Annotated in this window: 13 protein-coding genes; 4 read left to right on the plus strand and 9 right to left on the minus strand. The window is 67.5% G+C overall.

Annotated elements, in window-relative coordinates:
- The first annotated feature begins 94 nt into the window (after nucleotides 1-94).
- Complete coding sequence (locus tag C1931_RS20235; protein ID WP_159093560.1) at nucleotides 95-271, plus strand: hypothetical protein; 177 nt, start codon at nucleotides 95-97, stop codon at nucleotides 269-271.
- Between the two features lie 177 nt (nucleotides 272-448).
- A complete protein-coding gene (locus C1931_RS06160) occupies nucleotides 449-1117 on the plus strand; it encodes a hypothetical protein (RefSeq protein ID WP_108755725.1) in 669 nt (222 codons plus the stop codon).
- On the opposite strand, the gene map is transcribed toward C1931_RS06160, so the two are convergent.
- From map to C1931_RS06200, 8 genes are all read right to left on the minus strand, one after another.
- Nucleotides 1114-1896, minus strand: a complete 783-nt coding sequence (map, locus tag C1931_RS06165) for a type I methionyl aminopeptidase (protein WP_199913924.1) — start codon at nucleotides 1894-1896, stop codon at nucleotides 1114-1116. The two genes, C1931_RS06160 and map, sit on opposite strands and share 4 nt — an antisense overlap.
- Nucleotides 1897-1905: 9 nt before the next feature.
- Nucleotides 1906-2118, minus strand: coding sequence for a ParD-like family protein (locus tag C1931_RS06170; protein WP_108748994.1), 213 nt, complete (start codon nucleotides 2116-2118; stop codon nucleotides 1906-1908).
- 163 nt (nucleotides 2119-2281) lie between these two features.
- Nucleotides 2282-3412, minus strand: a complete 1131-nt coding sequence (locus C1931_RS06175) for a metallophosphoesterase (RefSeq protein ID WP_108755727.1) — start codon at nucleotides 3410-3412, stop codon at nucleotides 2282-2284.
- A 67-nt stretch (nucleotides 3413-3479) separates the two neighbouring features.
- On the minus strand, nucleotides 3480-5687 hold the full coding sequence (locus C1931_RS06180; protein WP_108755728.1) for a TonB-dependent siderophore receptor: 2208 nt from the start codon (nucleotides 5685-5687) through the stop codon (nucleotides 3480-3482).
- A 17-nt stretch (nucleotides 5688-5704) separates the two neighbouring features.
- The gene (locus C1931_RS06185) at nucleotides 5705-6004 is read right to left on the minus strand and encodes a DUF3325 domain-containing protein (RefSeq protein WP_108755729.1); all 300 of its coding nucleotides are present in this window, start codon (nucleotides 6002-6004) and stop codon (nucleotides 5705-5707) included.
- Nucleotides 6001-7590, minus strand: coding sequence for a PepSY-associated TM helix domain-containing protein (locus C1931_RS06190; protein WP_108755730.1), 1590 nt, complete (start codon nucleotides 7588-7590; stop codon nucleotides 6001-6003). The genes C1931_RS06185 and C1931_RS06190 overlap by 4 nt, the downstream gene beginning before the upstream one ends.
- On the minus strand, nucleotides 7587-7922 hold the full coding sequence (locus tag C1931_RS06195; protein WP_199913913.1) for a DUF3649 domain-containing protein: 336 nt from the start codon (nucleotides 7920-7922) through the stop codon (nucleotides 7587-7589). The genes C1931_RS06190 and C1931_RS06195 overlap by 4 nt, the downstream gene beginning before the upstream one ends.
- A gap of 93 nt (nucleotides 7923-8015) precedes the next feature.
- Nucleotides 8016-8444, minus strand: coding sequence for a helix-turn-helix domain-containing protein (locus C1931_RS06200; protein WP_108755731.1), 429 nt, complete (start codon nucleotides 8442-8444; stop codon nucleotides 8016-8018).
- A 77-nt stretch (nucleotides 8445-8521) separates the two neighbouring features.
- Between C1931_RS06200 and C1931_RS06205 the strand changes: the two genes are divergently transcribed.
- A complete protein-coding gene (locus tag C1931_RS06205) occupies nucleotides 8522-9709 on the plus strand; it encodes an MFS transporter (protein WP_108755732.1) in 1188 nt (395 codons plus the stop codon).
- A gap of 24 nt (nucleotides 9710-9733) precedes the next feature.
- Here the strand turns inward: C1931_RS06205 and C1931_RS06210 are convergent, their stop codons facing one another.
- Nucleotides 9734-11149, minus strand: a complete 1416-nt coding sequence (locus C1931_RS06210) for a diguanylate cyclase (RefSeq protein ID WP_108755733.1) — start codon at nucleotides 11147-11149, stop codon at nucleotides 9734-9736.
- 201 nt (nucleotides 11150-11350) lie between these two features.
- Here C1931_RS06210 and C1931_RS06215 point away from each other — a divergent pair, with 201 nt between their 5' ends.
- The gene (locus C1931_RS06215) at nucleotides 11351-12316 is read left to right on the plus strand and encodes a cation diffusion facilitator family transporter (protein WP_108755734.1); all 966 of its coding nucleotides are present in this window, start codon (nucleotides 11351-11353) and stop codon (nucleotides 12314-12316) included.
- Nucleotides 12317-12389: the final 73 nt, after the last annotated feature.

Below are 12389 nucleotides of genomic sequence, written 5' to 3' on the forward strand. Positions count from 1 at the left end.
GCAGCCACGGGGTGGGGCGATGCCGATGCACGTGGGTCCGTCATCCGTAAAGTGTCCGGCAAAAATTAGTCGGTATGCCGTGAAGCCGTTGTAGGTGGAGGGCGTAGGCCAGTTCGCGCATGGCGCGCGGGTGCCATTGCCGCGCGCGCACGCCAGCGATGGCACCGTGCATGTGACCGCCGATCCGCGCGGCCTCTTCGAGGAGCGCTATGACCTGCGCTTCGATGCGCAGGGGCGGTTGTTCCAGGTCGATTACTGGATTGCCTGCTGACATCGCGCGCTGCATGCGCAGGCGGACCTCTCCATTCCATTGGTGCGGTCGTCAGGCGCGGCCTTTAACGAGACAATAACGAATCGCCGCGACTCGCCGCGCGGGCCCGTTCGTGGACCTGCCCCCTGTCGCCTTTGTTTTCCGCAGTTTCGCCGCTTCCGGCGCAGGTAGTACGTAATGAAGAATGATCTCCGCCTCCTGCTGTCCCACCTGGGACGCACCTTCCTTTTCGGCTTCATGGTGACCCTGCCGCCCTTGCTGGCCTGGCTGGACATCCATTGGCTGGGCGACGCGGTAGGCGAGTGGTCGCTGGTGGAACTCACCCAGGAAGGCTTCCTGGCGGCCAGCGTGCTGGCGTTCGCGCGGTTGGCGTGGCGCCGCGCCGAGGACCGGGGTTTCGCGGTGCTGGCCGCCGCCCTGTTCGCCTGCATGTTCCTGCGCGAGATGGACGAGGCGCTGGACCTGATCGCGCACGGGTTCTGGAAGTACCCGGTGACCCTGCTGATCGTCGGTTCGCTGGCCTGGGCCAGCCGTGACTGGCGCGGTGCCGTGGCCGGTCTGGTGCGCTTCCTCACCTCGCGCGCCGGCACGGTCATGACCATTGGCCTGGTGCTGCTGCTGTTCTACTCGCGCCTGATCGGCATGACCTCGTTGTGGACGGGCCTGCTGGGTGACCAGTACATCCGCGTGTTCAAGAACACCATCGAAGAAACCACCGAGCTGCTGGGCTACACCTTCATCCTGGCCGCCAGCCTGGGCTACCTGGCGCAGCGCGTACGTGAGCCGCTGGCCACTCGCGCGCGCAGTGAAAGCACCGCGGCGCCGATGCAACAGCGCCCGCTTTAAGGCGCATCCACCGGGCACAGCGGGCGTTCGCCCGGGCGCAGTGTCAGCACGCGCACGCCGCTGGCGGTCACCGCCACGGTGTGTTCGAACTGCGCCGACAGTTTGCCGTCGCGTGTATACACCGGCCATTCGTCAGGCTGCTGGCGGATGGCCGGCTTGCCCTGGTTGAGCATGGGTTCGATGGTGAACACCATGCCTTCTTCCAGCGCCATGCCGGCTCCGGCGTGGCCGTAGTGCAGGATCTGCGGCTCTTCGTGCATTTCCTGGCCGATGCCGTGGCCGCAATATTCCTTCACCACGCTGTAGCCGTGGCTGCGCGCATGGCGGGCGATGGCATGGCCGATATCACCCAGTCGCGCGCCGGGGCGGACTTCGGCGATGCCTTTCCACATGGCCTGGTAGGCCGTGCTGACCAGCCTGCGCGCAGCGTAGTCGACCTCACCCACCAGGTAGGTGGTGCTGGAATCGGCGATGTAGCCGTTCTTTTCCAGGGTGATGTCCAGGTTGACGATCTGCCCATTGCGCAGCACGTCATCGGTACTGGGCACGCCGTGGCAGATCACATTGTCGATGGAGGTGTTGAGCACGAACGGGAAACCGTACTGGCCCTTGCTGGCCGGCCGCGCGTGCAGCGCATCGACGATCATGCGTTCGACGAAATCGTTGATCTCCATCGTGCTGCGGCCCAGCAGCGGCAACGCGTCGAGTGCGGCGAACACCTGCGCCAGCAGGCGCCCGGATTCGGCCATCAGCGCGATCTCGTCGGGGCGCTTGATGATGCCCATGGCTCAGGCCTGGCCGGGTGCCAGCAGCGGCGGCTGCACGCCGGCGGCGCGCAGTTCGCTGGCCACGATGTCCTGGAAGCTCAGGGTCGGGTTCAGTTCGCACAGCATGCCCACGCGGATCCAGAAGTTGGCCTGGGCGTTGATGGAGCGGCTGGACACGGAGCAGGCACGGCGCAGCTGGTCGTGCAGGGTGTCATCGATGTTGACGATGCCCATGGCGGGTTCTCGGAAGGGAATATATGAAGCATATATGATTCATATATCCCCACTCAAGGGCCGCGTCGCTTTGCCGATGACGTGCCAGCCGTAGAGTCGAGCTTGCTCGACTGCACGAAATGCCAGAACCAAAGCAGTCGAGCAAGCTCGACTTTACCAACGGTCAGCCATCCACGCCGGGAACGCCTTCGGCCAGCGGTACGCGACTTCCATCCAGCAGGCCACGGCTCAGCGTGCCGTTTTCAATGAACAGCAGTTCGCCGTTCTCGCCGTTCTTGATGCTGCTGTCGATGGCGATCACCCGGCCACCGTGGAAAGTGCTCACGTGCGGCATGGAGGTGTGGCCGACCACGATGCGCTTGAGCTGCAGGCGGTCCAACACGGCCTGCACGCCCTGCGCATCCAGGCGCCCGTCGAAATAGCCGCGGTACCAGATCGGGCTGGTCTTGCCGTCGTACAGCGGGGCGGTGGCCGGGTTGGCCTTTACCTCTGCCTTCGGCGTGCCCAGCGAGGCCTGGTAGGCGCGGTTGGTGGCGGCCGGGTCCAGCGCCAGTGCCACCGCGTCCGGGGAAATGCCGCCGTGCAGGAACAGGGTGTCGCCGATCTTCAGCAGCACCGGCCGCGTGCGCAGCCACTGCCCGATCACCGAATCGGCGCCGTACAGCTGCGGGTAGCTGCGGCCGAGCAGTTTTGCGCTGCGCAGGTACTTGGCGTTGACGTAGCGCAGGTCGTCGTACAGCACCATGGTTTCATGGTTGCCCAGCACGAAGTGCACCGCGCCACCGGCGGCGGCGGCCTGTTGCTGCAGGCCGTACAGCAGCCAGAACGCCTCGGTCACCTGCGGGCCGCGGTCGAACACATCGCCGGCAATGACCAGGGTGTCGGTGCCCAGCGCCCAGCGGTCCTGCGCATCGATCACCTTGTTGGCACGCAGCAGGCGCACCAGCAGGCCGTACTGGCCATGGATATCGGACAGGGCAACGATGCGCGGTGCGGCCGGCAGTACCGAAACCGAGGGTGCCGCCGGCGGCGCCACGTGCACGCTGTGGGTGTAGCCGCACTGCGGGCTGAAATCGGTGCCGCTGGCAGTGGCGGGCAGGGTGCGCATCTGCACCTGGTCACCACAGATCCACTGCGCGCGCAGCTGCTCGCCCACGCGGAACACATACGGGCCATCGGCATCCACGTGCTCGGCCGGTGTGGCCACCTCGCGGGCCTGCAGCAGCGGCGTGCCCAGCAGCAGGGCCAGTGGCAGCAGCAGGCGGGCAGGGCGGGACAGGGCACGGTGCAGCATGGGGTGTTTCCTTGGCGGTCAAAAAAAAGGCGGACCCGAAGGCCCGCCCCTGATGCTACGCCGTTGCTCAGAACTTCGCGCGCAGGTTGAACAGCACGCGGCGCGGTTCACCCCAATAGCCGGAGTTGAAGAAGCCGACGTTGCGGTAGTAGACCTTGTCGAACAGGTTGGTGACGGTCACGCCCACGCTCAGGTTGTCGTTGATGCGGTAGCGGCCCATCAGGTCGAACAGCACGTAGCCGCCCTGGCTCATCTTGCCGGTGGCGGTAACCGGGGTGCCGTTGGCATTGAAGCGCCCGGTGGGGATGGGCTGCATCTGGTAGATCTCGCTCTGCACGCTGACACCGCCGCCCAGCGTCCACTGGCCATGGGTCCAGGTGGTGTTGAAGCGGGCCAGGTGCATCGGGCTGGTGCTGGCGAAGCGGCTGCCATCGGGGTTGCTGCTGTAGCTGTAGGTGTAGCCGCCGGTCATGCTCCAGTGGTCGTTGATCGAACCGGAGACTTCGAACTCACCGCCCTGGGTGGTGATGCCGCGGCTGGCGATGTACGGCGAGCTGCCATCGGGCAGCTTGATCTCGCCGCCGTTCGGGTCCAGCTCGGCTACGTTGTCCTGCTTCATGTAGAAGCCGTTCAACGCCGCGTACAGGCGGCCGCCGAAGAAGTCGGCCTTCAGGCCGTACTCGTAGTTGCCACCGGTGGTGGGGTCCAGCAGCTGGTTGTTGATGTCGCGCCGGGCGGTGGCCTGGAACACGTCCGAATAGCTGGCAAAGGCGGTGATGCTGCTGCTCAGGTCGTACAGCACGCCCACGTACGGGGTCAGCTCATGGGCGGTGGTGCGCGCGCTGCGGCTGGTGAACACACCGTCGGTGTTGTAGTTGTCGGTGGTGGTGCGGTAATCGGAATAGCGCGCGCCGGCGATGATCTTCAGCGGGTCGATCGGGTTCAGGCGCACGGCGGCGTAGTAGCCGGTCTCGGTGGTGTTCACCGTGCTGGACGGAATGCCGTTGTTGTAGGTGGTCGGCTTGCCGATGTTGCCGTCCCAGCTGAAGATGCTGGGGAAGGCGGCTACGTTGTACGGGCGCGAAGTGATGCCGGCGCGGATGGTGTCCAGGTCACGGTCGTAGTGGTTGATGCCCACCACCAGTTCGTGCGAGCGGCCGAACAGCTGGAACGGACCGGACGCGTACAGGTCGAAGGCATCTTCGCGGGTTTCCGACACCGAATAGGTATCGGCAATGCGCAGGCCCAAGCCGGTGACCGGGTCGGCCCAGTTGCCGGTGTTGGAACCGGCCAGCAGCAGCGAGTCGGTATCGGTGGCGCGGTGGTTGTAGGCCAGGCGGCCACTCCAGCCGGCGCCGAACTGCTGTTCCAGGGTGGCGAAGTAGTTGGTGCTTTCGCGGTTCCATTCGTTCCAGCGCGCGGCGGCGCTGTAGGATCGCGGCATGTGCGCGCGGCTGCCGTCGCGGAAGTACAGCGGCGAGGCGCTCCAGGCGCCACCGTCGGAACCGGTCTTCAGGTAATCGATGCCCGCGCGCAGGCGGGTGCTGTCGGTCAGGTCCGCTTCGATCACCCCGTACAGGCTGGGGGATTTGTCATGCTGGAAACGCACCCAGCTTTCCTTGTCGGTGTAGGCACCGACGAAGCGCCCGCGCACGCGGCCACTCTTGCTTAGCGGGCCGGACACATCCACTTCGGCGCGCTTGTAATCCCACGATCCGGCGCTGAGGCTGGTGCTGGCCTGGAAGGTTTCGGTCGGGCGCTTGCGCACCATGTTCACCGTGGCCGACGGGTTGCCCGAGCCGGTGACCAGGCCGCTGGCGCCGCGCACCACTTCAATGCGCTCGTAGATGGAGGTGTCGCTGAGGATCGAGTTGCCGCCGGCGCCGGTGGTGTAGTTGGTGGGAATGCCATCGAACATGAAGTTGTTGATGGCAAAGCCACGCGCGTTGAACAGCGTGCGGTTGCTGTCATACGACTGGATGGTCACGCCCGGCGCCTGCTGCAGCACTTCGGAAATCGTGATGAGGTTGAAATCCTCGATGCGCTGGCGGGTGAACACGGTCAACGACTGCGGCGTCTCGCGCAGGGTCAGCGGCAGCTTGGTGGCAGTGTTGGTGCCATAGACCTGGTAGCCCTCGGTGCGCTGGGTCACCATCACCCGGTCCAGTTCGGTGGTGGTCGGCGCGGTGTCCTGGGCGAACGCCGGCGCGGCGGCACAGGCGAGTGACAAGGCGAGGGCGTTCCGGCGCAGGGCGCCAGAGTGCGTGTACTTCATGGAATGACCTTTTTAGTTCAGGAACGGGAAGACGGGCGTGGCGCCGGCTTGGCCGGGCTGCGGAAACTGAGCCAGAGCACCATGGCGCCGGCGCCGGCAGCGAGTACGCCACACCAGCCCACGAACCCTTGGGCAACGCCCCAGGCCGCGATGCTGGGTGCCAGGCTGCCCGCCAGCGCGGCCGCGCCCAGCAGGCGCAGCACGCGGCGGCGCGGCGCGGCCGGTGCATGGCCGGTGACGTCGCGATGGTGGCGTTCCATCGCCAGCGCCAGGCAGACGAAGCCGAAGGCCGCCAGCAGCAGGGCGAGCGCGCTCATGCGCTGGCCTCGGCCGCCTGGGCCGCGCGTGCGGCGCGTGGCTTGCGTTGTGCCGGCACGAAACGATGTACCTTGCGTGCGGCCCACAACAGGCTGGCGCCGATCAGCAGCAGGCCGATGTCGATGCCGGCCCGGGCGCCATCACCGTTGGCCAGCGCAGTGATCGCGCCACCGTGCCAGACCACCAGGTTGTACAGCGGCAGGCCCAGCGCCAGGACGCCGGCCACGGCAAGTTGTTCCACCCAGCCGCGGCGGGCCGGGCGCAGCAGCGCGTGCAGCAGGCAGGCCGCCCATGCGTAGAAGAACATCTTCACTTCGGCATCGCTGCGGTTGGCCAGTTCCACCGGCAGCAGGCGGTTGCCCCACAGGAAGGCCAGCATGGCCACCGGCAGGCCACTGACGAATCCGATGTTCAGCCGTTCAACAATACGGAAACCCAGATGCGGACGCGCAGGATCGGGCAACTGGGTGCGCCGCTTCACCGTCCACAGCACCAGCCCGGTGGCGACCATCAGCGTGCCGGCCACGCCGGACAGGAAGAACAGCCAGCGCATCGTGGTGGGCGCGAAACGTGCGGCGTGCAGCCCGATCATGCCGTCGCGGGTGACCACAGCGGCCGAGCGCGGCGGGGCAGCATCGAGCAGTTCGCCGCGCGCGTCGAAGGTGAGCGTGTCGTTGGCCCCGGCAATCTGGTCGGCCTGCTGGCGGCGCACGGCAATGCGCATGGACGCATCACCGGGCTGGTCGATCTGCAGCGACGCGGCATGGCCACCGCCCCACTGCAGTTCCGCACGGCGCAGCACCTGGGCCAGCGCGGGCGGCGCCGCGGCCACGCCACTGGGCTCGACCTTTTCCGCGCGCGGGAACAGTTCGGCGAAGAATGCATCGCGGCCACCGGGGTAGTTCGCATCCACCGCCCACGGCATGTACAGGGTCATCAGGGTGATCAGACCGGTGTAGGTGATCATCAGATGGAACGGCAGCGACAGCACCGCCAGCGCGTTGTGGCCGTCCAGCCAGGTGCGTTGGCCCTTTCCACGGCGGAAGGTGAAGAAGTCGGTGAAGATCTTCTTGTGGGTGATGACACCGCTGATGATCGCCACCAGCATCAGCATGGAACAGGCACTGATGAACCACCGCGCCCACAGCACCGGCACGTAGTGCAGATCGAAATGCAGGCGGTAGAAGAAGTTGCCGCCGCGTGTTTCGCGCACATGCACGGGCGTGCCGTTGGCATCCAGGGTGGCCTGGTTGGGATTGCGCTGGCCGCGCCGGCGTTCCTTCTCGCCCTTGGGCTGCCAACTGACCGCGGTGGCGCTGCTGCGTGAATCGGGCAGTTCGATGCTCCAGCGCTGCGCGTCCGGTGCGGTGCGCGCCAGGAACTGCTGGGCCTGGTTCACGGCGGTGCTGGCATCGGCGGGCAGGCCGATTTCCGGCTGCATCCAGCGGGTCAGTTCTTCCTTCCAGTACGAGGCGGTGCCGGCAATGAAGATCAGGAACAGCACCCAGCCGACCACCAGGCCCGACCAGGTGTGCAGCACCGATTGCGATTGGCGGATGCCGCCCAGGTTGTCGGCGCTGCTCATGCGATGTTCCCGCGCAACAGCCAGGCGATCAGCGCAGCCAGAACGCCCGCGCCCAGCAGACCCATGGCGGCACGCAGGGTACTGCGCGCGGCGTAGGCCCAGATGGCGGCCAGTGCGTAGACCACGAACGCGGCCATGGTGGCCACCAGGGTGGCATCGGCCTTCGCGCCGGGCAGCAGACGCGCCAGTGCGGCGGCCCAGCAGGCGGCCACGGCGTAACCGCCCAGCAGCGCCAGCAGCCCGCGTGCCCACAGCAGGCCATGACCGTTACCGCGCGCCACGCGCTTGGCCGGCGCAGCGCCGGCAGCAGAAGGAGAGGTAGGAGCGGCCATTGCCGATGTCAATGAGAACCGAGTGCAATTGCAATTGAATGCTATTTGACGCCGGTGACCCTGTCGAGTCCCCCATTCGGGGGATGCCACCGCCTACAGCTTGCGCACCACGGTGGCGTGCGCGGGCAGCGGCTGGCCGTTGTGATCCTGCGGCTGCATGTAGGGCAGGGCGTGGCCGCTGCTGCGCTCGGTCAGCAGCGAATGTGCTTCGCCGGCCGCGAAGCAGTGGCGTTCGCCCCACTGGCGCAGCGCCACCAGCACCGGAAACAGGTCCTGGCCGGCGGCCGTCAGCACATAGTCGTGATACGCGCTGCCATCGGCGGCAGGCTGCTGCTGCAGCAGGCCGGCGTCGAGCAGGCGCCGCAGGCGGTCGCTGAGGATGTTGCGGGCCGCACCCAGGCTGCGCTGGAAGTCGCTGAAGCGGGCCACGCCGTCGAAGGCATCGCGCAGGATCAGCAGGGCCCAGCGGTCGCCGAGCAGATCGACGGTGCGGGCAACGGGGCAGGGGCTGTCAGCGTGCATGGGCGACTCCGGAATCTGGTTGCAGTTTAAAACCGGAATCGCTACCGTGCATCTGGTTGCAAAATGAAACCACAATCATGCCTTCGTCCCTTTCTTCTTCGCTGCGGGGTTTGTTGGCCATCGCCGCTGGCGCCAGCGTGGCCAATGTCTATTACGCGCAGCCCCTGCTGGCCGAGCTGGCCCACGCGTTTGCGCTGGCGCCTGCGCTGGCTGGGTGGGTGGTGGCGGCCACCCAGGCCGGCAGCGTGCTGGCCTTGCTGGTGCTGCTGCCGCTGGCCGATCGGCTGGATCGCCGGCGATTGCTGCGACTGCAGATGGGCGCGCTGGTGCTGGCCCTGCTGGGTCTGGCAGCGGCGAACAGCCCTGCTGGCCTGCTGCTGGGCATGGTGCTGGTGGGGCTGCTGGGTACGGCGCTCACCCAAGGGCTGATTGCCTGCACCGCCGGCCTGGCCGCCGAGCACGAACGGGGGCGCGCGGTGGGCGTGGTGCAGGGCGGGGTGTTCATCGGCCTGTTGCTGGCGCGCGTGGTGTCGGGCAGCGTGGCCGCGCTGGCCGGCTGGCGCGCGGTGTACCTGCTGTCTGCCGTGATGGTGGCGACGGTGGGGCTGCTGCTGTGGCGACGGCTGCCGGCCATGCCCGCACCGGCGGTGCTGCCGTCTGTGCGTGCGTTGTATGCCGGCATGCTCGCCATGCTGCGTGGCAACCCGGCGCTGCGCGAATGCGGTCCGCTGGCGCTCCTGCTGTTCGCGGGGCTGAACGTGTTCTGGGCCGCGGTGCCGCTGCTGTTGTCGGCGCCCGCGCTGGGCTGGTCCACGGCGGCCATCGGTGCGCTGGGCCTGGCCGGTGCGTTCGGCGCCGCGCTGGCCGCGCGCGTGGGGCAGTGGATGGACCGCGGGTTCGCCCATCGCGTGAGCCTGGCAGCGTTGCTGCTGATGCTGCTGGCCTGGTGGCCGCTGCTGGGCCTGCCGCAGTCGATCGCGCTGCTGCTGCTGGGCGTGGTGGTGCTGGATCTTGGCGGGCAGGCGCTGCACGTATCCAACCAGGCCCTGCTGCTGCGCGCGCCGCCACAGCAGCATGGGCGCCTGGTGGCGCTGTACATGCTGTTCTATGCGCTGGGCAGCGGCGTGGGCGGGGCCCTGGGCCCCTGGTTGCAGATGCGCTGGGGCTGGACCGCCGTGTGTGCGGCGGGCGCGGCCATTGCCCTGCTGGCGCTGGGCTGGTGGGCGTTCTGGCGCCGCGCCGAGGGTCGAAGCGCGGCGCAGTGACGTGCGTTCGGCGCCGCGCCTGCTTCAGCGCGGCTGTGCGCGCCGTCCCGGCGGTTCGGGCAATGCAGCATCGGCCACCACCACGCGGTTGCGGCCGCCCCGTTTGGCCGCATACATCGCCGCGTCCGCACGTGCCATCAGGCGTTCGTAGTCGGGGTGCCCATCGTGGCCGGCCACGCCGATGCTGGCGCTCAACGACAGCACCGTGCCATCGGCCAGCGCGACCGGCGATTGCGCAATCTGCCGGCGCAGGCCTTCGGCAATGACCGCCGCCTGCGATTGGCTGGCGGCCACCAGCACCACCACGAACTCCTCGCCGCCGTAGCGGAACAGGTAGTCGCTGCCACGGGTGGATTGGCTGAGCAGCGTGGCCACGTGCTGCAGGGCGCGGTCACCGGCATCGTGGCCGTGGCCATCGTTGATGGCCTTGAAGTGGTCCAGGTCCAGCAGCAGCAGCGAGAACGGGGTCTGGTGGCGGGTGGCCAGTTCGATCTCGCGGCGCAGCACGGTGGGCAGGAAGCGGCGGTTGAGCAGGTTGGTCAGCGTGTCACTGCCGGCGTCCAGTTCACCGATGCGCTCGAACAACAGGGTCATCAGCGTGCGGATGCTGGCCAGGTCCTCGCGGATGGCCGGCAGCTGCGCCAGGCGCTGTGCAGGGTTGTCTGCGATGGCGTGCTGCAGCCCGCTGTCGATGCGGGCGATCAGCTGCCCCACCTGCTGGGTTTCGCTGCTTTCACCAAAGCTGGGAATGCCCTTGTGGGTGAACCACAGGCCGAATTCGGAGGTGGCCAGGCTGGCGCTGTCGCTGCTGCTGGCGTGGCCGGCCAGCGTGTACAGCAGAGCGTTTTCCCAATCCAGCAGCAGGGCGCGCTGGCGCTCGCGTTCGGTACTCACGTTCTGCACCAGCGAGAACAGGCGATAGGCCGCATCGGTACGCGATGAACGCTCGCGGGCATGGGTGTAGGCCAAGGTCATGCCTTCCATGGCAATGTCCATTACCGTGCTCAGGCAGGTGATGGCAGCGAATGCGGTGGTGCTGTCGCTGGTCTGCGCCTGCAGCCGTGCGAACAGATCGTGTTTCAGTACCCGTGCGCCGCGGGTGACCAGATCCACCGGAATACCCACGCGCGCGTGCACATCGCCGATCACCCGCTGCGCCGCAACGGCGCTGGCGACCGCGCCGGCGTCCGTGGTGAGCAGCTGCACCAGCCAGCGCTGCATGGCCGGCTGCAGGCGATGCTTCACCTGTTCGTGGGACAGGAAGCGACGGGCGCGCGCATCGTCCAGCAAGACTTCATAGAAGCGCTGCGCCAGCAGCGGCGGGGCATCGCTGGCTACGCGATGCAGCAGTGCGGTGGCAGCCGGGCCGGCCTGCTGCAGGCTGTGCTGCCAGGCCTCGGCCAGCGGTTGGCTGGCATCGTCCAGATGGGGTGTGTCCACGGTGTTCTCGAGCGGTGTAAGGCGGCGTAGCGGTATCGGCTGCGGGCGTGCGCGGTTGAGCGCGGTTGCGCAGCCAGTTTACGTGCGGTGCAGCCTGCGCGGCGCGCGTGAGGGGTGGCCTGCACTGCAATGTTATAAACAGCGTAATAGTCTCCCGCGCCTGCGCGGCGTAGCCTGACCGCATTGCACAGGAACTTCGCCATGGGCCACGACCACGATCACCTGCCATCCGAAATCCGCCATGAAAAGCCGCTGTGGTGGGCGCTGGGGCTGACCACCACCTTCCTGCTGGTGGAAGTGGTGGGCGCGTTCTGGACCAACAGCCTGGCTCTGCTGTCCGACGCGGCGCACATGGCCACCGATACGCTGGCGCTGATGATCGCGCTGGTGGCGGTGCGGCTGAGCCGGCGGCCGCCGGATGCGCGGCGCACCTATGGCTATGCGCGGCTGGAAGCGCTGGGCGCGATGATCAACGGCGCCATGCTGTTCGTGGTGGCCGCCTACATTCTGTGGGAAGCGATCGAGCGCTTCCGCCAGCCGCAGGAGATCGCCTCGACCGGCATGCTGGTGATCGCCTCGATCGGGTTGGTGATCAACCTGATTTCCATGCGCCTGCTGCAGGCCGGCAGCGGCGAAAGCCTGAACGTGAAGGGCGCCTACCTGGAAGTGTGGGCCGACATGCTCGGTTCGGTGGCGGTGATCGTGGGCGCGCTGCTGATCCGCTGGACCGGCTGGAAGCCGATCGACCCGATCCTGGCCGTGCTGATCGGCCTGTGGGTGCTGCCGCGCACCTGGGTGCTGATGCGCGAGGCGATCAACGTGCTGCTGGAAGGCGTGCCCAAGGGCACCGATGTGGCGCGGGTACGCGAACGGTTGGGCGACCACGAGGCGGTGCTGGATGTGCACGACCTGCACATCTGGGCGCTGGCCTCGAGCACGCCGGCGCTCACCGCACACGTGGTGATGCGCGAAGGCAGCGACGCCGACGCCCTGCGCCGCACGCTGAGCGACCGCCTGCATGATGAATTCGGCATCGAGCACGTAACCCTGCAGGTGGAGGCCGACCATTGTGGCGAGGCCTGTGGGCAGCCGCCGAAACACCCGCACGACCATGATCATGACCACGACCATGATGCGCAGGGCCATCATGGCCACGTACACCGGTAGCGACCGGGATACCGGCGGTAGAGTCGACTGTCAGTCGACTATCGCGCGCAGCGCGGGGTTTTCGATGGCCGAG

The organism is Stenotrophomonas sp. YAU14A_MKIMI4_1, from assembly GCF_003086855.1.
In the GTDB taxonomy this organism is placed as follows: Bacteria; Pseudomonadota; Gammaproteobacteria; order Xanthomonadales; family Xanthomonadaceae; genus Stenotrophomonas.